Origin of the sequence: Actinomadura sp. NPDC048032 (assembly GCF_040653175.1) — a bacterium.
Classification (GTDB): Bacteria; Actinomycetota; Actinomycetes; order Streptosporangiales; family Streptosporangiaceae; genus Spirillospora; species Spirillospora verrucosospora.
Genome location: NZ_JBEZJP010000089.1, coordinates 1 through 23,926 on the forward strand (window position 1 = coordinate 1; position 23,926 = coordinate 23,926).

General features: G+C 73.9%; 23 protein-coding genes. 10 read left to right on the forward strand and 13 right to left on the reverse strand.

Features of this window, described 5'->3' with window-relative positions; translation table 11 throughout:
* Window positions 1-78 precede the first annotated feature (78 nt).
* Window positions 79-357 carry a hypothetical protein gene (locus AB0C69_RS14885; RefSeq protein ID WP_360353693.1) on the forward strand — a complete coding sequence of 93 codons (279 nt, stop codon included), beginning with the start codon at window positions 79-81 and terminating at the stop codon, window positions 355-357.
* Between the two features lie 94 nt (window positions 358-451).
* On the opposite strand, the gene AB0C69_RS14890 is transcribed toward AB0C69_RS14885, so the two are convergent.
* Genes AB0C69_RS14890 through AB0C69_RS14915 form a run of 6 tightly spaced genes read right to left on the reverse strand, consistent with a single transcriptional unit; the run spans window position 452 to window position 6,268 of the window.
* A complete protein-coding gene (locus tag AB0C69_RS14890) occupies window positions 452-1,291 on the reverse strand; it encodes a fumarylacetoacetate hydrolase family protein (protein WP_360353695.1) in 840 nt (279 codons plus the stop codon).
* Between the two features lie 10 nt (window positions 1,292-1,301).
* The gene (locus tag AB0C69_RS14895; protein ID WP_360353697.1) at window positions 1,302-2,153 is read right to left on the reverse strand and encodes an alpha/beta hydrolase; all 852 of its coding nucleotides are present in this window, start codon (window positions 2,151-2,153) and stop codon (window positions 1,302-1,304) included.
* The gene (locus tag AB0C69_RS14900) at window positions 2,150-3,331 is read right to left on the reverse strand and encodes an acyl-CoA dehydrogenase family protein (RefSeq protein ID WP_360353699.1); all 1,182 of its coding nucleotides are present in this window, start codon (window positions 3,329-3,331) and stop codon (window positions 2,150-2,152) included. Before AB0C69_RS14900 ends, AB0C69_RS14895 begins: the two co-directional genes overlap by 4 nt.
* The gene (locus AB0C69_RS14905) at window positions 3,328-4,176 is read right to left on the reverse strand and encodes an alpha/beta hydrolase (protein WP_360353701.1); all 849 of its coding nucleotides are present in this window, start codon (window positions 4,174-4,176) and stop codon (window positions 3,328-3,330) included. Before AB0C69_RS14905 ends, AB0C69_RS14900 begins: the two co-directional genes overlap by 4 nt.
* Entirely contained in the window at window positions 4,173-5,096 is a 924-nt protein-coding gene (locus AB0C69_RS14910; RefSeq protein ID WP_360353703.1) for a VOC family protein, read from the reverse strand. Before AB0C69_RS14910 ends, AB0C69_RS14905 begins: the two co-directional genes overlap by 4 nt.
* Window positions 5,093-6,268 carry a hypothetical protein gene (locus tag AB0C69_RS14915; protein WP_360353705.1) on the reverse strand — a complete coding sequence of 392 codons (1,176 nt, stop codon included), beginning with the start codon at window positions 6,266-6,268 and terminating at the stop codon, window positions 5,093-5,095. The genes AB0C69_RS14910 and AB0C69_RS14915 overlap by 4 nt, the downstream gene beginning before the upstream one ends.
* Before the next feature lie 310 nt (window positions 6,269-6,578).
* On the opposite strand from AB0C69_RS14915, the gene AB0C69_RS14920 reads away from it, so the two are divergent.
* The 8 genes from AB0C69_RS14920 (at window position 6,579) to AB0C69_RS14955 (ending at window position 14,519) form a co-directional block, all read left to right on the forward strand.
* Window positions 6,579-7,559, forward strand: a complete 981-nt coding sequence (locus tag AB0C69_RS14920; RefSeq protein WP_360353707.1) for an oxaloacetate decarboxylase — start codon at window positions 6,579-6,581, stop codon at window positions 7,557-7,559.
* Complete coding sequence (locus tag AB0C69_RS14925; protein WP_360353709.1) at window positions 7,556-8,962, forward strand: FAD-dependent oxidoreductase; 1,407 nt, start codon at window positions 7,556-7,558, stop codon at window positions 8,960-8,962. Before AB0C69_RS14920 ends, AB0C69_RS14925 begins: the two co-directional genes overlap by 4 nt.
* Entirely contained in the window at window positions 8,956-9,744 is a 789-nt protein-coding gene (locus AB0C69_RS14930) for an SDR family oxidoreductase (protein WP_360353711.1), read from the forward strand. Before AB0C69_RS14925 ends, AB0C69_RS14930 begins: the two co-directional genes overlap by 7 nt.
* Window positions 9,745-9,769: 25 nt before the next feature.
* A complete protein-coding gene (locus AB0C69_RS14935; protein ID WP_345173726.1) occupies window positions 9,770-10,354 on the forward strand; it encodes an isochorismatase family cysteine hydrolase in 585 nt (194 codons plus the stop codon).
* A 13-nt stretch (window positions 10,355-10,367) separates the two neighbouring features.
* Window positions 10,368-11,825 carry an FAD-dependent oxidoreductase gene (locus AB0C69_RS14940; RefSeq protein ID WP_360353714.1) on the forward strand — a complete coding sequence of 486 codons (1,458 nt, stop codon included), beginning with the start codon at window positions 10,368-10,370 and terminating at the stop codon, window positions 11,823-11,825.
* A gap of 2 nt (window positions 11,826-11,827) precedes the next feature.
* Window positions 11,828-12,631, forward strand: coding sequence for an aspartate/glutamate racemase family protein (locus tag AB0C69_RS14945; protein ID WP_360353716.1), 804 nt, complete (start codon window positions 11,828-11,830; stop codon window positions 12,629-12,631).
* A complete protein-coding gene (locus AB0C69_RS14950) occupies window positions 12,628-13,968 on the forward strand; it encodes an FAD-dependent oxidoreductase (protein ID WP_360353718.1) in 1,341 nt (446 codons plus the stop codon). The genes AB0C69_RS14945 and AB0C69_RS14950 overlap by 4 nt, the downstream gene beginning before the upstream one ends.
* A gap of 119 nt (window positions 13,969-14,087) precedes the next feature.
* A complete protein-coding gene (locus tag AB0C69_RS14955) occupies window positions 14,088-14,519 on the forward strand; it encodes a hypothetical protein (RefSeq protein ID WP_360353720.1) in 432 nt (143 codons plus the stop codon).
* Window positions 14,520-14,608: 89 nt separating this feature from the next.
* Here AB0C69_RS14955 and AB0C69_RS14960 read toward each other — a convergent pair whose 3' ends face one another.
* Entirely contained in the window at window positions 14,609-15,037 is a 429-nt protein-coding gene (locus AB0C69_RS14960) for a DUF6210 family protein (RefSeq protein WP_360353722.1), read from the reverse strand.
* A 252-nt stretch (window positions 15,038-15,289) separates the two neighbouring features.
* On the opposite strand from AB0C69_RS14960, the gene AB0C69_RS14965 reads away from it, so the two are divergent.
* On the forward strand, window positions 15,290-16,855 hold the full coding sequence (locus AB0C69_RS14965; RefSeq protein ID WP_360353724.1) for a protein kinase: 1,566 nt from the start codon (window positions 15,290-15,292) through the stop codon (window positions 16,853-16,855).
* Window positions 16,856-16,882: 27 nt separating this feature from the next.
* On the opposite strand, the gene AB0C69_RS14970 is transcribed toward AB0C69_RS14965, so the two are convergent.
* The 6 genes from AB0C69_RS14970 to AB0C69_RS14995 all read right to left on the reverse strand — a co-directional run.
* Window positions 16,883-18,007 (reverse strand): hypothetical protein, encoded by a 1,125-nt coding sequence (locus AB0C69_RS14970; protein WP_345173712.1) that lies wholly within the window; start codon window positions 18,005-18,007, stop codon window positions 16,883-16,885.
* Between the two features lies 1 nt (window position 18,008).
* Window positions 18,009-19,250, reverse strand: a complete 1,242-nt coding sequence (locus AB0C69_RS14975) for a hypothetical protein (protein ID WP_360353726.1) — start codon at window positions 19,248-19,250, stop codon at window positions 18,009-18,011.
* 21 nt (window positions 19,251-19,271) lie between these two features.
* Window positions 19,272-19,856 (reverse strand): hypothetical protein, encoded by a 585-nt coding sequence (locus AB0C69_RS14980; RefSeq protein WP_353834827.1) that lies wholly within the window; start codon window positions 19,854-19,856, stop codon window positions 19,272-19,274.
* Complete coding sequence (locus AB0C69_RS14985) at window positions 19,853-20,989, reverse strand: hypothetical protein (RefSeq protein ID WP_360353729.1); 1,137 nt, start codon at window positions 20,987-20,989, stop codon at window positions 19,853-19,855. The genes AB0C69_RS14980 and AB0C69_RS14985 overlap by 4 nt, the downstream gene beginning before the upstream one ends.
* Complete coding sequence (locus AB0C69_RS14990; RefSeq protein ID WP_360353731.1) at window positions 20,989-23,739, reverse strand: hypothetical protein; 2,751 nt, start codon at window positions 23,737-23,739, stop codon at window positions 20,989-20,991. The genes AB0C69_RS14985 and AB0C69_RS14990 overlap by 1 nt, the downstream gene beginning before the upstream one ends.
* Window positions 23,736-23,926, reverse strand: a 191-nt coding sequence (locus tag AB0C69_RS14995; RefSeq protein ID WP_360353733.1) for a hypothetical protein, incomplete at its 5' end; no start/stop codon positions are given. The genes AB0C69_RS14995 and AB0C69_RS14990, both read right to left, overlap by 4 nt.

Here is a 23,926-nt window from a genome sequence, read left to right on the forward strand (position 1 = left end):
CAGCTGATTGCCTAGATTATCTACCACAATAACGTCACGATGGTAGGCTTATTTGTTAACCCCGCGGCGCTGGTTCACGTGTTCCTTCTGGATCCGGACCAGAACGTGGCGGGGGTGATGAAGACCCGGCTCCAGCGCGGCACCTGGAACTCCATCACCGACGGCTACGGGGTGCTGTGGTTCGCCGGAGATCTGAGGTTCGGTGGCGCGCTCGCCCATCCGGCGGATCCCGCCGACCCGACGGTGTCGTACGCCGACGCCGTCCCGCAGCGACCCGCCGGTGCGTCACCTGGCGATTCCGTCCTCGTCGAGGAACTCCAGCGGCAGGCGATCGGCTGGACGTTCGGCCAGCTCTGACTCCGCCACCCGGCGAAGCGGTCCCGGTGGACCCGGCCGCGGTACCGACCGGAGCCCCGGCCCTTGTGGGGCCGGGGCTCTCGTGTGCGGCTCACTAGAAGGTGTGCTCCATCTCGCCGATTCCCTCGACCCAGGTGCGCAGGGTTTCCCCGGGGCGCAGGAAGCGCTGCGGGGTGCGGCCGAGGCCGACGCCGTCGGGGGTGCCGGTGAAGATCACGTCGCCGGGGCGCAGGGTGACGACCCGCGACAGGTCCGCGATCGTGCGGGGGATCGAGAAGATCAGCTTGGACGTGCGGCCGTCCTGGACGGTCTCGCCGTCGATCGAGCAGCCGAGCGCGAGGTCGTCGCGGTCGGGGATCTCGTCGAGGGTCACCAGCCAGGGGCCGATCGGCGCGAAGCCCGGATGGGACTTGGCGAGGCCGAACTGCGGGGCTTCGCCGGTGAACTGGAGGATCCGCTCCGAGAGGTCCTGGCCGGCCGACAGGCCGGCGACGTGGTCCCACGCCTCGTCGGCCGCGACGCGGTGGGCCGTCCGGCCGATGACCGCGACGACCTCGACCTCCCAGTCCGTGTGGCCGCCCTCGGGCAGGGCGATCTGCCCGTACGGGCCGGTGAGGGACGAGGCGAACTTGGTGAAGACCGGCGGCAGGTCCTTCGGCGGCTCGAAGCCGGTCTCCGCGGCGTGGCCGGCGTAGTTCAGCCCGATCGCGATCACCTGGGACGGCGCCGGCGACGGCGGGCCGAGACGGGCCGCGTCGATCTCGACGTCCGGGACGGGAGCGGCGGTGGCCGCCCAGGCCGTGAAGGCGTCCCAGTGGTCGTAGAGGCTCTGCGGGTCGGGGCCGAAGCGGCCGTCCGAGGCGGTCGCGACGTCCGCTGCCTTGCCGTCGGCGACGACCAGCACCGCTCGGCCCGCGTGGTTGGCGATGCGCATGCGCGTCTCCTCAGAGGTGGCCGTCGACGAGGCCCGTCAGGAGCCGCTCGAAGGTCCGGGGGTGCTCGATCTGGGTCCAGTGGCCGCACCGCCCGAGGACGTACAGGTGCGCGTTCGGGATCGCCGCGGCGAAGTACCTGCTCGCCTCGACGGGGATGATCCGGTCGTCGCGGCCGTGGACGCACAGCACCTCGTGGGTGAGGGTCGCGAGTTCCTCGGGGGTGAAGAAGCGGCGGGCGCCGTCCGGGTCGAAGGACGCCTCGTGCGAGCGCCGGACGTCCTCGCGGTTCACGTAGGCCATCCGCTCGGCCACGACCCGGTCGACGGTGTCGCGCATGGGTTCGAGGTCGTACACGAACTCGCCGAGCAGCTCCTTGAGGGACTCCGCGCTCGGGTTCGCGTAGAACTCGCGCAGGTGCCGCAGACCGGGGCTGACCGGCATGTCCGGCGCGCCGCCGCTGCCCATCAGGAGGATCCTGCCGATCAGGCGCGGCCGGGCCAGCGTCATCAGGAGGGCGAGCTGGCCGCCCATGGAGTTGCCGACGAGGTGGACCTTCTCCAGGCCGAGGGCGTCGACGAGCGCCAGCAGCGCCTCGGCCCGCAGTTCGTTGAACGGGCCCATGCCGCGCGGCGCGTCGGCGGGATGCGAGGAGTCGCCGAACCCGATCTGGTCGGGCGCCAGGCACCAGTACCGGTGCCCGAGGTCGGTGATGATCCGCTCCCAGTTCGACAGCCCGGTCGCGCCGGGCCCCGAGCCGTGCAGGAACAGCACGGCCTCCGGGCCGCGCTCCCCGGTCTCGTGCAGCCGGAACGTCAGTTCGCCGCCGCGGACCTGGACGGCGACGTCGGACGAGGTGATCACAGGTGGACCTCCGCGGGCTTCGCCGCGCCGAGGTGCCGGCCGCCCCACGCCTTGGCCAGCGGATCGCCGAACAGGAAGGCGTGGCCGCCGGCGGCCATGGCGTCCTGGAACCTGGTCTGGAGCGGGTGGTCGACGAAGGCGGAACGGCCCGACGAGACCCGCATCAGCGCCTGGACGGTGTCGACCGCCGCGTTCGCCGACCGGGCGACGTCCCAGCGCCAGAAGGCGCGCTGCTCCAGGGAGGGGACCTCCCTGCGCTCGGCGTGCTCCATCAGCTCCTCGGCCGCGCGCCTGACCTTCAGGACGGCGGCGTCGAGCTGCCAGGCCGCCTCCGCGAGGTGGTGCTGCACGACGGGCTCCTCGCGCAGCGACTGGCCGTAGTTGGTGCGCCGGGCGCGGGTCTCGGCGACCCACCGGTCGTAGAAGCCGAGGCAGGCGCCGAGGGCCCCGGCGGCGATGATCAGGTTGAAGGTGACCGCCCACGGCGTCCGGTACAGCGGCCCGTCGTTGAGCTCCTGGCCGGGCAGCGGGGTGCCGAGGCCGTGCGTGTAGTACACGTGCGACTGGCCGCGGTGCTCGGGGACGAACACGCCGTCCACGACGATGTCGTCGGAGCCGGTGCCGCGCAGGCCCGCGACGTTCCAGGTCTGCTCGATCCGGTAGTCGGCGGCGTCGAGGATGACGGAGGTGAAGTCGGGGTGCTCGACGCCGTTCACCTCGCGGCGTCCGGCGATCCCGCCGAGGATGACGCCGTCGCAGATGCCGCTGCCGGAGGAGAAGCTCCACCGTCCCGACACCCGGTAGCCGCCGGGGACCTTCTCGATCTTCCCGGTCGGCGTGTAGGACGAGGCGATCCTGCGGGACGGGTCGGCGCCCCAGATCTCCTTCTGCGTCTCCTCGGGGAACAGGGCGATCTGCCACGGGTGGACGCCGACGACGGAGGCCACCCAGCCGGCGGACGCCGAAGCGCGGCCGATCTCGACCACCGTCTCGGCGTACTCGGCGAGGTGGGCCTCGCCGCCACCCCAGCGCGCGGGCTGCAGCGCCCGCAGGACGCCCGTCGATTCGAGCGCCGCGACGGCCTCCGCGGTGAGCCTGCCCTGCTCCGCGCTCGGGGCGTCGGCCGCGGCGAGCGCCGGCGCGGCCGCCCGCGCCTTCTCGATCATGCTCATGGTCATCGCGTCCCCGTTCCGACGAAGGTCCGCACGATCGCCTGGAATCGCGCGGCCTGCTCGATCTGCGTCCAGTGGCCGCACCCGCCGATGACGTAGAGGTCCGCCTGCGGCAGGTGTTCGGCGAGGTAGTAGCCGCACTCCAGCGGCACGATGGAGTCCTGGCGGCCGTGCACGACCAGGGCCGGGATGTCGATCTTCGCGAGGTCGTCGGGCCCGAAGCTGAGCATCTCGGGCGCGAACATGGCCCGGTGCCCGGCCTCGATCCAGGGGCGCCGCACGATCGGCATCCGCTCCGCCGCGACCGCCTCGACGGTGTCGCCGAAGGCTTTCTTGTCGTGCACGAACCTCATCAGCAGGTCCGCCATCGCCTCGACGGTCGGATCGTCGAAGTAGGTGATGAGCTTGATCAGGTCCGGGGTCGGCTCCAGGCCCGGCATGCCGCCCGAGCCCATCAGCACGATCCGGTCGACGAGGTCCGGCCGCAACTGGGCCATGCGCAGCGAGTACATACCGCCCATGGAGTTGCCGACGAGGACGACCTTCTCCAGGCCGAGCGCGTCCACGAGGGCGAACAGCGCGTCGACGCGGACCTCGGCCTGCGCCGCGAAGCCCTGCGGCTGCGGGTCCGGGTGGCTGGAGTCGCCGAAGCCGAGGATGTCGGGGGCGACGCAGTGGTAGGTGTCGCCGAGCCCCTCGATCACCGCTCGCCAGTTGGACGCGGCGGTCACGCCGGGCCCGGAGCCGTGCAGGAAGAGCAGGGCGGGCGCGCCCGGGGCGCCGGTCTGGTTGACGCGCAGGTGGCGGCCGCCGCCGATCGCGACGTCCTCGGTGCGGATCGCGGGGGTCATCCGGCGGCCTCCTCGCCGCCCGCGAGGCGGAAGATGCCGGGAGGCCCGTCCAGGTACGCCTGGGAGCGGTGGTGGCCCCAGATCGACGGCAGGTCGTGGTTGCCCGCGACCCAGGTGAGGTCGTCGACGCTGATCCCGCCGTGCCCGTACTCGATCTGCATCGAGGACGGGGTCTGCACGTAGATCGAGGTCATCAGGTCGTTGGTGTGCCGGCCGAGGGACAGCAGGATCTCCCGCTCCGGGTCGGCAGTGAACAGGTCGATCGCGGTGCCGAGGTCGTCGAAGGACTCGACCTCCAGCATCAGGTGGTTGATCCCGGTCATGCCGGGGATCTCCGCGACGGCCAGCGAGTGGTGGCGGCCGTTGCAGTGGTAGAAGCGCAGGTTGAAGACGTCGCTCTTCACCCGGTCCGACAACCGGAAGCCCAGCGTCTCGGCGTAGAAGGCGTTGGCGCGGTCGAGGTCCGGCACGATCAGCACCACGTGGCCGAGGCCGAGGTCGCCGGTGACGAAGCGGCCGCGCATGGGGCGTCCGGGGAAGAACGAGTTCGGCTGGGAGAACTGCCCCCAGACGATCTCGTGGCGGTTGCCGAACGGGTCGGTGAACCAGTACAGCTCGGCGACCTGGCGCTCCTTCAGCTCCTCGGCGCCGCCGGCGTGCACCTCGACGCCCTTGCCGCGCAGCTCGGCCGCGTAGGACCGCAGGTCGGTCTCGTTGCCGCAGTCCCACCCGACGTACCGGAGCTCGTCCTGCTCCGCCGGGTGGACGGCGACCCGGTAGCCCTTGTCGTCGACCTTCACCCGGACGGCGCCGTCCGGGCCGTCGCCGGCGATGGTCGCGCCGAGCAGGCGGGGGGCGTAGTCGCGCCACTCCGCGGAGTTCGGGGACGCGATGCCGAGGTAGGCGAGTTGCGTGATCACAGCATGACCTCCGGGGCGGAAGAGTCGAGGAGGGCGGCGCCGTAGTACTGGCCGACGCCGTCGGAGACGAGGAACGCGTGGCCGAGTTCGGCGATGACGTCCTGGTAGAGGCGGTGCAGCGGGTGGTCGACGAAGACGGTGCGGCCGGAGGCGGCCCGCATCAGGTCGTTGATCGCGAAGCCGGTCCGCTGGCAGGCGCGGGTGATGTTCCACCGCAGCCGGGCCCGCTGCCGCTTGTCCAGGAACACCCCGGCCTCGGCGGCCTCGGTGATCGTGTCGATCGCGTCGTACATCTTCATGACGGCGGCGTCGTGGACCCATTCGGCCTCGGCCAGGCGCATCTGCATCAGCGGGTCGTCGGCGTAGGTGCCGCCCCAGTTCGCCCTGCGGACGCGGGTGTCGGCCGTCCAGTCGTCGATGAGGCGGCGGGCGAGCCCGAGCATCGGCGCGACCAGGACGAGGTTGAACATGACCGCCCACGGCAGCTTGTAGAGGGCGCTCGGGTTGGTCTCCATGCCGGGCGCGGGGCGTTCCGGGTTGTACTCGTAGAGCGGGCTGGACAGGAAGCGCCGGGCCGGGATGAAGGCGTCCTCGACGACGATGTCCTTGCTGCCCGTGCCGCGGGAGCCGCGGACGTGCCAGGTGTCCTCGATGGAGTACTGGTCGCGGTGCAGCAGCGCGGACCCGTAGTTCGGCACCTCGACGCCGGGCGCCACCTCGACCTTCCCGGCGAAGCCGCCGAGGATCACGCCCTGGGCGTGGTCGCAGCCGGAGGAGAACGACCAGCGGCCGTGCACGCGGTAGCCGCCCTCGACCGGTTCGATCTTCCCGGTCGGGGCGTAGGAGGAGGAGGCGTTCCAGTCCGGGTCGGACGCCCAGATCTCGGCCTGCGTCTCCTCGGGGAACAGGGCCAGCTGCCAGGGGTGCGAGCCCATGACGCCGGCGACCCAGCCCGCGGACGGGGCGATCCGCCCGAGTTCGTAGACGCCGGTGAGGTGCTCGCGCAGCGACAGTTCGGCGCCGCCCCAGCGCTTGGGCTGGAGGCCGCGCATCAGCCCGGTCTCCTGCATGCGCGTGAAGGCCCGGCCGGTCAGCATGCGCTGGTCGGCCGAAAGGTCCTCCTCGGCGCGAAACTCCGGCTCCAGCCGGCGGATCTCGTCCAGGACGGTCATCGGTGACGTTCCTTCGGGTCGCGGAGAACGGGAGAGCGTGACCGGCATCTCTGTAGCAGTCACTACATGGACCGTAGAGCGATCGCTCCGGGGAAGGCAAGAGGTGGCCGCAGAAATCTGTGACTGCGACCACAGGCGCCGGGTGCTGGTACGACCTCTAGAACATGGCTGATGTGCTGCGACAACTCGCGATGTCGGCCCTGGTGGAGGGAGTCCGCGGGAAGGTGGGCCGGAACCGCGAGGGTTGCGCCGACCTGGTGACTGCTGTCACGGTAAGCGTCTGTAGTAATCACTCCATGGAGGAGTTGACGTGCCCCATACCCCGCCCTGGGAGCCGGGCCTGCTCGCATCGCTGACCGGTGTCGGCCCCGGCCCGACCGCCCGCGACAAGCGGCTGGCGCTGCGCGCCGCGCTGGCCGCCGCCACGGCCGCGCCGGGCGCGCCGGTCGAGCCGCTGGTGCTGCCCGGCGCGACCGACGCGCTCGGCGCCCGGCTCGTCGAGGAGGCCGGCTTCGCCGCCGTCTACGCCACCGGCGCCGGGCTCGCCAACGCCGGCTTCGGGCTTCCCGACATCGGGCTGATCTCCCAGGCCGAGGTCGTCGACCACGCCGGACGGCTCGCCGAGGCGACCCGCGTGCCGCTCGTCTGCGACGCCGACACCGGCTACGGCGGACCGCTGGCGGCGATGCGCACGGTCCGCCTGCTGGAGCGCGCCGGTGTGGCCGGCCTCCAGCTGGAGGACCAGGAGATGCCGAAGCGGTGCGGCCACTTCGACTCGCACGCGCTGATCCCGTCCGGCCACATGCAGACCAAGATCGCGGCGGCGTGCGAGGCGCGCGCCGACGACGCGCTGGTGATCATCGCGCGCACGGACGCCCGGTCCGTGCACGGGATCGAGGAGGCGGTCGAACGCGGCCGCGCCTACGCCGAGGCCGGCGCCGACGCGCTGTTCGTCGAGGCGCCGCGGACGGTCGACGAACTCGCGCTGGTCGGGCGCGAGCTGGCGGGCGTGCCGCTGATCGTCAATGTCGTCGAGGGAGGCAGGACCCCGCAGCTGGACGTCGCGCGCTACGCCGAGCTGGGCGTCGGGGTCGTGCTGTTCGCCAACTACCTGATGCGCTCGATGCACCTCGCCGGCCGCGAGGCGCTGGCGCACCTGCGCGAGCACGGCGAGACCGCGTCCCGCGCCGGCCGGATGGCGGGCTGGGAGGAGCGGCAGAGCCTGTTCAACCTGCCGCGGTTCAGCGCCGCCGAGACCGCCCTGGACCGCGAGTTCGGGAGCCTCTCGTGAGCGCCCTGCCCGGCCTGCCGGTCGAGACCGGCCTGCCCGGGCGCGTCGGTGTCCTGGTCCTCGGGGCCGGCCTCGCCGGCTGCGCCGCGCTGCTCGCGGCGGCCGAGGCGGGACGGTACGCGCTGCTGCTGGAGAAGACCGGCGAGATCGGCGGGTCCACCGTGAAGTCGGCCGGGCTGTCCGCCTTCGCGGGTACCGACGAGCAGGCCGAGCAGGGGATCGCCGACTCCGTCGAGCTGCTCCGCGAGGACCTCGTCGAGGTCGGGCGGGGGCGCGGCGACCCGGCGCTCATCGACCTCTACTGCGAGCACCAGCTGGCGGCGTACCGCTGGCTGAAGGAGCACGGCGTCCGCTACGGCGAGATCCACGCCGCCTCGGGCCAGTCGGCGCCCCGCAGCCACCCCGCCGACACCACCCGCATGCTGCACCTGCTGCTCGCGGCGGCCGGCGCCCTCGGCGCCCGGGTCGTGCTCGGCGCCCCGGCGCACCGGCTGCTGCACGACGGCGCCCGCGTGACCGGCGTCCGGCTCGCCGACGGCCGCGAGGTGCTCGCGGACGCGGTCGTGCTCGCCACCGGCGGCTTCTCGATGAACCCGGAGCTGCTCGCCGCGTTCGCGCCGCAGATGGAGAACGCGCTCCGCCAGGGCGGCGCCGGGAACCAGGGCGACGGCCTCAAGATGGCCATGGCGCTCGGGGCGAGCCTGCGCGACACCCCCTACATCAAGGGCACGTACGGGCACTACCACGTCGAGCACCCCGGCGAGGACGGCACCGGCATCCTCGCCGTCTACAAGGGCGCGATCGCGGTGAACCGCGAAGGCCGCCGCTTCGTGGACGAGTCGCGGAACTACAAGGAGATCGGGGACGCCGCGCTCGCCCAGCCCGGCGTGACGACCTGGCAGGTCTTCGACGCCCGCACGATGGCCCTGGCCAACGACGAGGTCCCGATCTACGAGTTCGCCGGGCGCGAGCGGGCCGGGATGCTGCTCAGCTCCGGGACGGTCGCCGGCCTGGAGGCCGCGATCGGCCTGCCGGGCGGCTCCCTGCAGCGCACCGTCGCCGAGTACAACGCCGCGCTCCGGGACGGGCGGGCCGACGCGTTCGGGCGGGCCCACCTGTCCGGCGGCGTCGGGGACCCGACGCCGATCGACCGCCCGCCGTTCTACGCCCACCCCTCGGGAACCGTCGTGCTCGCGACGTACTGCGGGCTCACCGTCGACACCCGGATGCGGGTCCTCGACTGGTGGGGCGAGCCGATCGGGCGCCTCTACGCCGCCGGAGAGATCACCGGCGGATTCCACGGGGCCGGCTACATGACCGGCACCTCCATCGGCAAGTCCGGCGTGTTCGGCCGGCTCGCCGGACGGAACGCCGCGGACGAGGAGAGCGAGCTCCAGTGGTGAACCCCGCGTTCGACCTGACCGGCCAGGTCGCCCTGGTGGTCGGCGCCGCCGCCGGCGGCCTCGGCGAGATCGCGGCGCGGGCGCTGGCGGGCGCCGGCGCGCGGGTCGCCGTCGCCGACCTGCCGTCGCGCGCCGCCGACCTCGCCGCCACGGCCCGCGGCCCGGCCGCCGCGCAGGGCCGCGGCGCCAGCGCGTACGAGGTCGACGTGACCGACGAGGCGTCCGTCGCCGCGCTTCTCGGCAACGTCATCGCCGAGCACGTGCGGCTCGACGTCGTGGTGAACGCCGCGGGCGTCATGCTCCGCAAGCCCTACGACGAGACCTCGGTCGAGGAGTTCGAGCGGGTCGTGCGGGTCAACCTCACCGGCACCTGGCTGGTCGGCCGCGAGGCCGGGAAGGCGCTGACCCGGCAAGGCTCGGGCGGCCGCATCGTCAACCTCACCACCGTCTACGCCGAACGCGTCGGTCCCGTTCCCGAGTCGGCGTACTACTCGTCCAAGGCCGGCGTCGTGAACGTGACCCGGGCGCTGGCCGCCGAGCTCGGCCCGCACGGCGTCAACGTCAACTGCCTGGCGCCCGGCGTCTTCTACCCCACCCAGATGACGGCCGCGCTCGGCGCGGACCCCGACCGGCTCAGGTGGTTCGGCGAGCGCACCATGCTCGGCCGGCTCGGCGACCCGGCCACCGACTTCGCCGGCCCCCTCCTGCTGCTCGCCGGACCCGCCGCCTCGTACATGACCGGCCAGGTCGTGTACGTCGACGGCGGCTGGTCCGCCTGGTAGCCCGACCCCTCCGAGGAGACTCCGAATGACCAGCACCAAGGCCCTGCTCATGCTCGACTACCAGGTCGCGCTCTGCGAGGAGGGCCCGCACCTGCGCATGCCGCCGCTCGCCGCGCAGATCGCCGAACGCGGCGTCCTCGCGACGGCCGGGCGCGTCCTGGACGCCGCCCGCGCCGCCGGAACGCTCGTCGTCCACGTCCGGCTCGCCTTCGACCCGTCCTACCGCCTCCGCACCAACCGGCTGCCCCGCTTCGCCCCCTACGAGGAGCAGCGCGCGATGCTCGCCGACTCCCCGGAGGCGCGGATCGTCGAGGCGCTGGCGCCGGTCGCGGGGGAGCCCGTCGTCGACAAGGGCTGCGTCGACCCGTTCGTCGGGACCCCGCTGCGGGACGTCCTCGCCGCCGAGGGCGTCACCGAGGTCGTGCTCGGCGGCGTCGCGACCAACCTGGTCGTTGAGTCGGCGGCCCGGCACGCCTCCGACTCCGGCCTCCAGGTCACCGTGGTCGAGGACATGTGCGCCTCCTTCCGCCCGGACTTCCACGAGTTCTCCGTGACGAACATGCTGCCGCTGTTCGGGTCAGTGATCGGCTCCGCCGAGCTCGCCTTCTGAGAGGAACGCCGTCATGACCGAACAGACGCACCGCTACGACGTCGTGGTGGTCGGGGGCGGGGTCGCGGGCCTCTCGGCCGCCGTCTCGGCGGCCGAGAACGGCGCCCGCGTCGCGCTCCTGGAACGCTCCCCGGAGGCCGAGACCGGCGGGAACACCCGCTACACCGAGGCCTTCCTGCGCATGAAGTCGCTCTACGAGGTCGCGGACGGCTTCGAGGACGCCCTCGTCGACGACTTCATGGGGCACCCCGACCCGTCCATCGTCAACGACGCGGCCCTCCCGCCGCGGCGGCAGGGCGCCCTGTACCGCGCCACCCACACCGTCGACCCGGACTACGTCGCCGCGCTGGCCGAGAACGCGCCGCCGACACTGCGCTGGATGACGCGCCACGGCGTCCGGTTCGACTTCGTGCCGACCCCGTTCCTCACCCGGTCGACCACCCGGATGGCGCCGGTCGGCGGCGGCCTGGCCATCGTAGAGACGATGGGGGAGGCCGCGCGCGGGCTCGGCGTGGAGTTCCACTTCGCGACCACGGCCCGCCGCCTCGTCCCCTCTGGCCGCGGCGTCGGCGGCGTGGTCGCGCACACCCCGGACGGCCCCGCCGTGTTCGAGGGCGCGGTCGTCCTCGCCAGCGGCGGCTACCAGGGCAACTTCGAGCTGATGGCCCGCTACCACGGCGACCGGGCGCTGACCTGCCGGCCCGTCGCCAAGGGCGGCAACTACAACAAGGGAGAAGGCCTGGAGATGGCGCTCGCGCTCGGCGCCGCCACCGCCGGGAACTTCGCCCTGTTCCACGCCGAGCCGGTCGACCCGCGCAGCGGCGAGCCGGAGGCCGCGATCTTCTGCTTCCCCTACGGCGTCCTGATCAACAAGGAGGGGCGGCGGTTCGTCGACGAGGCCCGCGGCACCGTCGACGCCTGGTACGAGCGGACGACCCGCGCCGTCCAGGCCCAGACCGGCGGCGTCGCCTGGGTCGTCCTCGACCAGCGGGGCCTCGCGGTGCCGAACCTGATGGCGGGCGTCCGCACCGACGTCCCGCCGGTGACGGCCGACACCCTCGGTGACCTCGCGCGGCGGCTGGACCTGCCCGCCGCGGCCGTCGAGGCGACCATCGACGCCTACAACGCGGCCTGCCCTCCCTCCGACGGCTTCGACCACGCCCGGCCCGACGGCCTCGCGACGGCGGGGCTGGACGTCCCGAAGTCGAACTGGAGCCGGCCCGTCGCCGAGGGGCCGTTCGCCGCCTACCCGATCATGGCGGCGAACGTCTTCAGCTTCGGCGGCCTCAAGACCACCTCCGCCGCCGAGGTCGTCGACCGCGACGGCCGCCCCATGGACGGCCTGTACGCGGCGGGCGAGCTGACCGGGCTGTACTACTCGAACTACACCGGCTCGACATCGGTGCTGCGCGGCGCGACGTTCGGCCGGATCGCCGGGGCGAACGCCGCCCGCGCCGCGGCGGTGGTGTGAACATGCGGATCTGGCACCAGTCCTTCACCGTCCTCGACGACGTCCCGCACTACCGCGACGCGCTGGCACGCCACCTGCGGTCGCAGGCGGCGCCCGGCACCGAGATCGACCTCCACGGCATGAGGCCAGGCACCTACCCGTCCGACTATCCCGGGACGCACATCGGCTACGCCTACCTCGCCGGCCTGCACAGGGAGCAGTTCGTGCACGCGGCGCTGCGCGCCCAGGACGAGGGTTACGACGCCTTCCTGATCGCGACCATCCCGGACACCGCCTACGAGGAGGTCCGCACGGTCGTCGACATCCCCGTGGTCGCCTTCGGCCAGACCTCGGTGCTGATGGCGGCGGCGCTCGGGGACCGCGTCGGGATCGTCAACTTCATCGCCGCCCTGGAACCGCAGCTCCGGCGCAACCTGCGCAACTACCGCCTGGACGGGCTCGTCGGCCCGATCGTGCAGGTCGAGGCGGAGTTCACCGACGTGATGGCGGCGTACGCCGACCCGGAGCCGCTGCTGGACGCGTTCGCCCGCGCCGCGCGCGAGGCGATCGAGGCCGGCGCGAACGTCGTCGTCCCGGGGGAGGGGCCGCTGAACGTGTTCCTCGCCGACCAGGGCCTGTCCCGCGTGGACGAGGTCCCGGTCCTCGACTCCCTCGGCACCTGCGTCCGCGTCGCGGAGCTGCGCGCCGCGCAGTACCGCGCCACCGGACTGGCCCCGGCGCGGACCGGCTTCTACGGCGCGCGCCCGCCGCGGCCGCTGATCGACGCCGCGCGCCGCTTCTACGGCACGGACGGGACCCTCGCGTGACCTGGGACATCGAGGTGGACGTCGCCGTCGTCGGCGGCGGGGCCTGCGGCGTGATGACCGCCCTGCGCGCCGCCGGCGACCCCGGCCTCGTCGTCGCCGTCTTCGAGAGGTCCGCCCGCGAGGGGTGCAACGCCGCCATCTCGTCCGGTTCCCTCGCCGCGGGAGGCACCCGCTTCCAGGCGGCCGCGGGCATCGACGACTCGCCGCGACGGCACGCCGAGGACATCCTGCGCGCCAGCGGGGACGAGGAGTGGCGCCCGGTGGTCGAGGCCCTGTGCGCCGCGGCCCCGCGAATCGTGGAGTGGCTCGCCGACACCGGCTACCCGATCGAGATCGGCACCGACATGCCCCGCGCCGGGATGACCGCCCCGCGCCTGCACACCGACACCGGGCGCCTCGGCGGCGCCCGGCTCATGCGGCACCTGCGCGCCCTGCTCGCGGCCCGCGACAACGCCGCCTTCGTCGACGAGGCCCGCGCCGTCGACCTCGTCTCGCAGGACGGCGAGGTCACGGGCGTCGTCGTCGCCCAGAACGGCGCCCTGCAACGCGTCCGGGCCGGTGCCGTCGTCCTCGCCGCCGACGGCTTCGCGGCCGACGAGGCCCTGGTCGAGCAGCATCTGCCGCACCTCGGCACGCCCTTCTACGGCGGTGTCTCCACCTCCACCGGCGACGCCCTGCCCTGGGCCCTGCGGCTGGGCGCCCGGCTGCGGAACATGGGCGCCGGCCTGCGGTCCGGGCTCGTCGTCGTCGACCACGGCACCCGCGTGTCACCGGCCCTGCCGTTCAACGGCGCCGTCCTGGTCAACCTCGACGGCGAGCGCTTCGTCGACGAGGAGTCCAAGGGCTACTCGTCCATGGCGGGCGTCCTGCGGCGGCAGCCCGGCGAACGAGCCGCGATGATCTGGGACGCCGCCGCGATGGCCGCCACCCGCGAGTCGGAGATGATGCGCGAGTGCCTCGCCGCCGGCGCCGTCCAGGACCGCGCCACCCTCGGCGACCTCGCCGCCTCCCTGCACCTGACGACCGACCAGGCCGATCGCGCCCTGACCCCGCTGCCCGGCCGGCGGCGGCTCACCGCCCCGTACCATCTCGCCTGGGTGACCCACGGCCTGCTCGCCACCCAGGGCGGGCTGGTCATCGACCCGTCCGGGCGCGTCCTGGACGAGGCGGGCGCGCCGATCCCCGGCCTGTACGCGGGCGGCGGCACCGCCTGCGGCCTGGCGGGCCCCCACTCCGACGGCTACCTGTCCGGGAACGGGCTGCTCTCCGCCTTCGGCATGGGCTGGATCATCGGAAACCACCTCGCCGAGAGGACGACACGGGCACAGGCCCGGTGAACGGCCGCCCCGGAGCGGCCTGCGCTTTTCCACTGTGGTGCAAAAGTCTGGGCAGGCGATGCCGGTGCAAGCACACTGCCTCCAGTGCGGTTCATATCAAACTAGGAGGTGAATGCTTCATGGAGTGTGCCGGCTATCGAATTCGCTACGGCGCCGCGGCCGTTGCGGCCATCACCGCGGTCCTGGTGCTGCCCGCCGGCTCGGCCTCGGCGAAGTCGGACGACAGTTTCCTTGTCGAAACGGGGCCCGGACGGTGTGCTCAGTACGGGATCGCCGGCTTCGTCGACCACGGCGAACACGGTGACGACTACGCGCAGGTCTATGACGCATGCGACGACAATGTCGGCGTCAAGGCATGGGTCTGGCTCGACGGCAAGCTGGTCGGCGCTCAGCGCAACGGCCACGATCTCAGCGTCATTTACTTCGACCCGTTCTCCCACGGCAACGTGAAGCCGAAGCAGTACGTGGGAATCAAGGTGTGCGCCCAGAAGGGTAAGAACGGAACGCCGTTCGCCTGTGGGTCGAGAACGAAGAAGATCGTGGACGGCTGACGGAGACGAAGCGGACGCCGGCGCGGTCGCGTCCCGGGTCAACTGATCCCGCACCGCGCCGGCGTCGTCCACGTCCCCTCACCAGGCGTTCAGTCCGAGTTGGGCCACACCAGCACCCCGGGGCCGTCCGGGGTGATGACCGGGACCCACGCCTCGTCGACCTCGCGCATCCGGCTCTCGTCCAACCTCAGGCCGTGCGGCTGCTCGGTGTTGCCGTCGCAGGCCCAGTAGCGGACGGCCCCGATGATCTCCTCCAGCCTGCCTCGCGCATCGTCTGGCCAGGTGTGGTTCCAGGTGCCGGCACCGCGGAAGTCCTTCTCGAACAGCGTGCGCAGTGCGCTCAGTCCGTCACGGCTCGCCAGCGGCACCAGGAAGCCCTCCACCTGCCCCTGCCGGGTCACGTTGCCGCCGTACTGCTGCTGGTAGACCACTCCGGTCCCGGCCTCCACCACCACGTACAGCCAGCCGCCGCCGATGGTGCCGTCAGGGTCGAGGCAGACGAAGCGCGGAGCGTCCATGGCGGCCATCTTCCGCGCCGTCGATCATGTGGTCAACGGCGTGCCGCGAGACGGCCGTCGCGTCGACCCCGCGCTGGAAGGACGGGCTCGCCCGCCCGCTGCCGCACGGCCGTTGTGGCGATTTGCTGGGAACGGTGTCGGACGACCCATTTCGGGGCGGTCCGCCGTCATAGGATCGGGGGACGGGGCAGACGGGGAGAGGGTCGTTCTTTGGGGCTGGGCGGCGTTGCCGGGGATGCCGGTGACTTTCCGGTGGCATTGCGGGAGAAATTCCGGCCGATCCGGATCGAGGCGGTCGGCGCCGAGTCGGTCGTCCATCTGGCGGAGCCGCTCCACGGCGGGTGCGGGGGCGCCGACCTGGTCGTCGTCAAAGTGCACCGGGACTCCCGGCTGGAGACCGACCAGCTCGTTGTGCTGGGGCGGCTGGAGGCCACCAGGCACGTCCCCCGGATCCACGATTACGGGAATCTCGTCGTGGACGGCGCCGAGGTCGGCTGGATGGCGCAGGAGTACTGCGCGCACGGTTCGCTGGAGGCGCTGATCGGCGACGCCCTTCCGCTCGGCGACGCGGAACTGAGGGCGATCGTCGCCGAACTCGCCGAATGCCTCAACTTCTGGCTGGGCGCGATGGGATTGACGCACACGGACGTGAAACCGGCCAACATCCTGGTGCGGTCCCGGAATCCCTACGAACTGCTGATCGGTGACTTCGGGGGAATAGCCCGCAACGTCAGGGTCCATGGGCGGGACCCGGGCGGGCTGCTGACCACCTGGGCCTACGCCGCGCCCGAGACCGCGCGGGGCCGCCGCGGCGCTCCGGCCGCCTGGTGGGCTCTCGGGATCATCGCCTACCAGCTCCTCCTCGGGCGGACGCCCTACGAGGGGACGCCGTCCGCGCGGGTGCGGGAGCTGCTGCGCGCCGGGCGGCGGCCCGCGCTGGACGCCGTGACCGACCCGGAGTGGCGGCGGCTCATCGACGGGCTGCTCGTCGTGGACCCGGCGCGGCGCTGGACGTACGAGCACGTGGTGGCGTGGGTCGCGGACGAGCACCGGCCGCCGCGGTTCAACGGCCGCACCTACCGGGACGTCCGCGGCCTCGCCGACGACCTGGAGCGGAACTGGCGGGACGGCGCCGCCTGGCTGGCCGGCAACGGCGGGCGGCTGGCCGACTGGCTCGTCCGGCAGGGCGCGGACCCGGCCGACGTGCGGTACCTGCGCGGGCTGGGCGGCGGCGGGGCGCGGCGGGCGCTGATCAGGCTGACCGCGCAGGTCATCCCGGACGTGACACCGCGCTACGAGGGCCGTCCGATCGACGCGCCGGGGCTGCTCGGACTCGCCCGGGGCGGGCCCGCCGACCGGGAACTGCTGCGGGAGGTCGTGGACGGCGGCGTGCTGGCCGACGCGGCCCGGCACCGCTGCGGGCATCCCGGCTGCCGGGGGCGCTGCGCCGTCCTGGACCGGGTGCACGCGGACGTCCCGGAGATCGTCGCGCGGGCGGAGGGGAAGCTGAGCTGGCTGCGCGGCCGGGTGGTGCGCGGCCGTCCCGGCCGGCCGCCGGCGGAGCTGCCGTCCGAGCGGGAGTGGCCGATGCTGTGGGCGTGGGCGGCGGAGCTCACGCTGCTCGCCGACGCCGCGGAGCGGGTCCGCGCTCTCGCCGCGGCCGTGCCGCGCGAGGTCCCGTGGTGGCCGGACCGGCTGCGGCTCGCGCAGGCGGCCGACCCCGCCACCGTGGAGGGACGCGCCGACCTCGTGGTGGCGCAGCTCCTGGCGCCGCACGCCTGGCGCGCCGCGAGCGGGCCTGGCCCGCACCGGCGCTGACCGCCCCCGGCGGGCGCCGGGGGCGGCTCACAGGTACTGGCCTGGCTCCTCGGTGTCGATCCGGGGGACCAGCCCGGTGGCGCTGAAAAGCGACAGCAGCGGGCGCAGCACCCGGGTCGGGCGGAAGTTGCGGTGGGGGAACACGCCCTCCTCCGGGATCGGCGGCACGCCCGACGCCGACGCGAAGTGGAGCGTGGTGGGCGAGCCGGAGTGGAACGGCGCCAGCCACAGTTCGGCGCCGTGCCGGTCCAGGAACGCGTAGGCGGCCTCGTTCTCGTCCTCGACGGTGCGCAGGTCGCCGAGCACCGTCTCGTCGTCCCGCGCGAGCCAGTGCGCGACGGTGCCGTCGACTCCGGCCAGCATGTCGGACTTGGCGACGACGATGGCGCCGGGCGGCAGCAGGCCGTCGCGGGACTGCCGGGTGTGCAGGAGCTGGGTGATCGCGTGAGTGAAGCCGGGGTCGGGCACCCACGGGTTCCAGTCGTCGCCGGTGCGGAGCTGCTGGCCGTCCGCGACGTAGAGGATCGCGTCGGCGAGGCTGAGGAACGGGGTGTCCTCGTACTCGTACCGGTGGTAGTGCTCGCCGGGGACGTCGAAGAACCCGACCGCGTGGGTGCGCCCGGTGTACTCGCTGGACACGCGCAGCGCGTACACGAACTCGGCCCGCGCGGTGCGGCGGGTGGCGGGCAGGACGCGGCGCTGCTCCAGGAACGGCCGGATCCGCTCCTCGTAGAACCGCTGCCGCAGGTGCCCGTCGAGCGGCTCGATGCGCAGCTCAGGCGCGAGCATGGCCTTGCGCCGTTCGAGCTGGGCGATCATCGCGGTGAGCAGGTGGGTCTTGCCGGCCGCGCTGGCGCCGACCAGCCCGATGATGAGCGGGTCCAGGTCGCCGTAGTCGGCCGGGAGGGAGTGCGGGTCGCCGTCGCCGTGGCACTGCCGCATCGCGCCGAGCGTCCGGTGCCGCCAGCGGACCTCCGGCTCGTCCGGCGCCCGCGTCAGCACCTCCGGCCCGTCCGGGGTGTTCTTGACGAGCGGGACCTCGCCGTAGTCGGACCAGTCGATGTGGTTCAGGCAGTACGGGCAGAGCGTGCGGGCGCGCGGCTCCGGGCCGGGGTACGCGGCGGGACCGGGCTGCCAGGGCGGGGCGATCATGTCACAACACCACCAGGAGAATAAGGACGACCAGGACGAACACCACGGGCCACACCAGCAGGGGGTGCGGTCTGCGCCTGCCGTCGTCGCCGACGCGGAACGGGAAGTCGCGGGGCAGCGAGGGGACGCCGACCCCCGGAGGCGCGCCCGGCCGTCCGGTTCCCGGTCCCGTGCCAGGTGCCCGATGGAAGGACGGCGCCGACCCGCTGGACGGGTGCGCGGGCGCGCCGTTCCTCCGCTGGCCCAGCCACTGCTTCTCCCTCCGGTAGTTCTCGATGGCGCGCGCGCCGGCGTCCGTCGCCGGGGGCGCCGGCGGAGGCGGCGGCTTCGGTTCGGCCCGCTCCGGCGGCCCGGCCTGCGCGGTGCGCCTCGTCTGCCCGGCCCGCGCGGGACGGGCGCCGGGGTGGATCTCCACGGTCCGCGTGTCGTCGTCCTCGGGGGCGTCCTGCTCGGTGGGGGAGTCGTGCCCGGCGGGCACGTCCCGCTCCGTCGTGTCGCCGGAGGGCGGCCATCCCTCCATGCGGGCCAGCACCTCCGCGGCCGTCGGGACCTCCTCGTCGAAGACGGGCCGGAGCACCATGCCGAGGTCGGGGTGGTGCCGGATCAGCCAGCGCAGCTCGCCCTCGTCGGCGGGCCCCGCGCCGTCCGGCCCGAACGACGACTCCTCGCCCGACGCGAGCCAGAACAGCAGCCCGGCAGCCGCGCGCACGTCCCGCGCCGCCCGCAGGTCGTCCGGCTGGCCGACCGCGTTGCCCAGGTCGGCGATCTGCAGCCCCCTGCCGTCCCACAGGAGCATCCCAGGGGACAGCTCGCCCAGCGCGTAGGCGTTGTCCGCGAGCACCCGGAGCGCGGTGAACAGGTCGTGGGCCGGCCGCCGCAGCCGCTCGGAGGGGAGGGGAGACGTCCCGGCGAGCGGACGGCCGCGCCGCGTCTGCACCAGCCGGGCCGGGGCGTCGGGGGAGTCGACGTCGAAGCCGAGCAGCGTCCCGAACTGGTCGGCGCGCACGTCCTCCATGCGGAGGCCGCCCCAGACGGCCACCTCGTTGCTGAGCACGCGCTTCCCCATGGCGCCGGTGGCGACCTTGTAGACGCACTCGACCTCGGCGCCGCCGCCGGCGGGCCGGACCGTGCCGTAGTGGCTCTTGTAGCGGGCGCCGACGCGGCTCCCCTGGTCGAGGGTCAGCGCGAACTCCGCGCGCCCCCCGCCGGACGGCGTTTCGAGCAGTGCGATTTCGGTGGTCACCCCGTCACGTCCCTGTGTCGATCAGTTCTGGTAGAAGAAGACGACGAGCTGGACGGAGCCGTCGCCCTCCCCGCCCGTCCACGCGGCCCGGTAGATCGCCTCGCGGAACCGGGGGTTGCCGGACCTGACGGCCTTGGCGGCGTTCTTGCCGAGGGCGACTCCGCTGCCGGTGTCGTTCCGCGCCCCGTAGGCCAGGAAGAAGCCGACCTGGAGCTTCTGTTCGAGCTGCCGGAGGCAGGCGCGGCGGGCGTCCTCGCGCCGCATCTCGTCGCCGTACAGCCAGGACGGGTGCTCGCCGCGCAGCGCCTCGTCGACCTTCTTCAGCAGGTCGGCGCGGGCCCCGCCGGAGCCGGACAGGAGCCCTTCGGCCTGCACCGGGATCAGGAAGTCGCAGAAGTCCTGGCCGAGGACGCGCGGCCCGGACGGCCGCGGCTTCTTCTGCTCCGGCAGGCCGGTGGTGAGCTCCGCGCGGGGCTGCACCGCCATGGCGACGAGGAACAGCACGAGCATCAGGTCGGCGAACAGCCAGCCGGCGAGGTGCACCGCGCCGAACCGGGAGGTCCGCCGTCCCCGCCGGGACGCGCGTCCCCGCGCGGGCCCCGTCACCGGTGCGCACCGCCGTCGTGCCGCACGTAGGCGACGAACTCGCGGGTGTCGTCGACGAGGTACTCCAGCTGTTCGAGCGCCTTCGATAGCCGGTCGGTGCCGGCGGAGAGCCGGGCGACCGCGTCGGCGAGCACCGCGTTGCCGGCGTCCTGGTAGTGCTGCGCGGCCTCGGCGTGGTCGGTGGTGGCGAGCGTCGCCCGCTCCACCTGCGTCACCATGGCGGCCAGTTCGGCGCGCAGCTCGCGCTGCCCGGCCGCGATGTCGTCCTGCAGCTTCCGGAAGCGCTCCAGCGTCTCGGCGGGCGCCTGCATGGCCGTGATCGCCCGTTCCAGCGACTCGGCCTTGTCGATCCAGGTCTGGACGGCGTCCTCGATCCGCTTGCCCGTGCTGCCCTCCAGTGCCGCGCGGACGTCCTCGGCCGTGCCCGCGAGGCGGCCGATGAGCCCGCCCACGCTGGTCTCCATCCGCTGCACCAGGGACTGCAGGTCCCGGTAGGTGACCTGGCCGTCCCGGGAGCCGGACAGCAGGTGCGACGCGAGCGCGACGTCCTGCGCGATCTGCACGCGCTCGGCCTCGTAGCGCGGACGGTCGAGGAGGTTCTCGCAGGTGGTCACGAGGGCGGTGAACGCGATGACGACGAGGACGGTGAGGACGACCCACCACGCGGTCTCCGACAGCGGCGCGAAGTCCTGGACGCCGCGCCGGATGTGGTCGGGGTCGAACGAGCCGGCCTGCCAGCCGAGCAGGAACGAGCCCTCGCTGTGGGCCCGCCCGTAGGCGTTCAGGGCGTCGTGCAGCTTCCACCAGGTGACGACGATCGGCGCGAAGACGAGCACGTTCTGGAAGAACCGGCCCCAGAACAGCGTGGTCTCCAGCCACCGGCGCGGCGCCGGGTCGGGCAGCAGCGCGTCCGCCGGGTAGGCGGCGACGAGGTCGACGCCGGTCGGCGGCGGCCCGCCCGCCGGGTCGAGGTCGTCGGCGAGGCGCTTCAGCAGGGCCGGGCCGCTGGCGGCCTCCCCGGGGGAGTCCCGCAGCGCCCGGTCGGCGTACCGGTGGAACCGCGCGCTGATGCCGCTCAGGACGTCGTCGGAGGTGAGGGGTTCGGTGGGGCTGATCGTCGCTCCAGGCGCCATCAGGGGGTCTTTTCTGTCGTCGGTTGCGGGGACCGGCCGTCGCCGGACGGCGTCCCGCCCTCGCCGGACGGCGTCCCGCCCTCGCCGGACGGCGTCCCGCCCTCGCCGGACGGCTTCTCGGGGCCGGTCGTCCGGGCGGCCGTCGGGGCGGCGGACGGCGCGACGGTGACGGTCACGGTCGGGGCGGCCGGCCGCGGCGGCGGGGTCTCGTCCGAGCCGCCGAACAGCAGGAGGCAGAGCAGGACGACGATCCCGAGGCCGGCCACCGCGATCGCCCACTCCTGGACGGTGCGGTCGGCGATCCAGGCGACGATCGGGTGCCGGTCGTCGTACGGCGCCTCCTGCTCCGGGCCGGACGCGAAATGGTCTGGGGGCGCGGGCGGCGGGTCGAACGAGAAGTGCTGCGGCGGGATCGGCGGCTCGGGGAGCGGGGGCGCGGTGCGGGCCGGGCCGTCCCCGACCGGCCGCGTCGGGAGCGGGTGCTGCGCGTGCCCCGCCTGCGGCGCGCCTACGGGCGCCGGTGGGGCGGACGTCCTCCTCGCGGTCCGCGTCTCGGCGGCCCGGTGCGGCCCCCGCAGCGTGTATGCGGTGATGTCGGACGAGAGGCCGAGGTCGGCCGCCTGCCCGCGGGCCGCGTGCAGCAGGGCGGGGACGACCGCGTCCTGCGCCGCGTGGGCGACCACGGTCAGCAGGAACGGCGCCGTGCCGCCGGCCCGCACCAGCTCGTCCACCTCCGCGGGCGTGAGCCCGCCGCCCTTCGAGCGGTCACCGGCCTTGTAGACGGCCCGGAGCAGGAGGGTGTACGCCTTGAACCGCAGGTCGGGCTCGTCGGGCCACGCCTTCTCCACCAGGTCGGCGAGGAACCGCCTGGCCAGCGCCGCGTCGCAGGCCGCGCGCTTCTCGGCGGGCGTGGGGCTGCGCTTGGCCAGCACCTGGCACACGGGTTCGAGGAGGCCCGGCTGCCCGGGCTGCTCGGCCAGCCCCTGGATCAGGTCGGTGCCGGACAGGACGCCCAGCATCTCCTCGAGCACCGGCGGCGGGGCCTTCCGGCGGCGTGCCTGCGCGGTCAGCTGGAAGACGTGGGCGCGGTCGCCTCCGAGCACGTCGGCGAGCGCCGCCCACGGCCGGAACTCCGTCGCCTCCGCGTCGGCGGGAAGCGCGCCGAGCACCGGGGCCAGGTCCGTGACGGGGTCGCCGTACGCCAGGTGCAGGACGGTCCGGTACAGCTCGACCTCGTCCTCCGTGCGCAGGCCGCAGCCCGAGACGATGGCGTGGATCGTCTCGTGGAACATCTCGGTCTCGCGCATCAGCGCGCGGACGTCCTCGTCGCCGCGCCGGTCGCCGCGGCTCCACTGCCGGTACGCGGCGCGCATGAAGTGCGGAGCGGCCTTGACGTGGTCGCTCGGCGCCAGCACCCTGCTCCAGTCCAGCAGGGTGACCGCCTTCATGCCGGAGAGGAGCCGGGCGAAGGTGTCGTCGGACGCGGGGTCGAGGCCCGCGCCGATCGCGAAGTACACGGCGCTGTACTGGTCCGCCGAGGTGGCCTTCGGCAGTCCGGCGTACCAGTTCGCGAGGACGCGCCTCGCCTCCGCCGCGGTGAGGCCCATCCGGCGGGCGGCCTGGAGCAGCCGTTCGGCGGTGTCGTGGTCCTCGCCGGCGTCGGCCAGGTACCGTTCGGCGGCGATCTGCCGCAGCGTCCGGGCGGCCTCGGACAGCCCGGTCGGCTTCGCCTCCGTCCAGCGCAGCAGCCGGTCGGTGAGCTGCGCCATGCCGGCGTTGCGCAGGTCGGCGCGCAGCCGCTCCTGCCCGTCCGGGCCGTTGAGGTAGCGGCGCGCGGGCTCGTCCAGCGTGCCCGCGATCGCCCGGTCGACGAGGTCGAGGACGCCGGTGGCCCGCTGGTGCTCCGCCTCCACCCAGTCCGCGAGGGCCGCGGTGGACGTCAGCGGAGCGCGCGGCCGGGTCAGCGACGTCGGCGGCAGGTCGGCGAGAAGCCCGGCCACCCGCGCGATGCCGGGGTCGGTGCGGCCCTTGGTCGTCAGCGGCGTCCGCCCGTTCCTGGCGTCCGGCAGGCCGACGGCCAGCAGCCGGGGCCGCAGCTCGGGACGGGTGACCTGGGCGCCCAGCAGCATCGTCAGCGGGGCCGTCCCGGCGATCCCGTCGAGCCGGCGCACGAGCCCGGCGACCAGGCCGACGTCGTCGGGGGAGATCTCGGCCAGGTACGAGTCGCACGGCGCGGAGAGCACCCCGGCGAGCAGGCCGGCCAGCGCGTCGCGGCGCGCCGACGGCTCGTCCAGCCCGGCCCGGGCGTGCGCCCACAGCGCGGTCGCGTCGAGCGCCTCCAGGTCCGGGGGCGTCGCGCCGAGGCGCTCCGGCGTGCTCCAGTCCGGCCAGCGGTGCAGGCCGAGCACCAGCGCCGCGTCCACCACCGACGCCGGGCCGACGAGCGCGTGCACGAGCTGGGAGGGACGGCCGTTCGGGTCGCGGGCCGGCACCAGCCGCAGCGCGGCGCCGTGCTCGCCCTGCCGGCCGAACCGCAGCGCGCCCAGCGCCGCGCACTCGGCCGCGCCGGACAGCCACTGCCCGACGGCGACGTCGCCGCCGGCCAGCCGCTCGTTCCAGACGCGCAGCCCGTCGGTGCCGAGCGACGTCGCGACCGGTCCGAGACCGCGGCCGCCGGCCAGCAGCCGGTCCGACCAGGCGAAGACGATCTGGTCGACGCGGCCGGACGGGGGAAGGGGACCGGTCGTCATGACGCCACGCCCTCCCGGTCCGCGGGCGCGCCGAGCACCTCGCGCGGCAGCACGCCCTTCATCGCCAGCAGCGACAGCAGCGGCCGCAGCACCCGCTGCCGCCGGAACGACTGCTCGGGGTACTCGCCGCTCTCCATGTCGACGCCGACGCCGGTCGCCGACGCGAAGTGCAGGGTCGCGTCCTCGC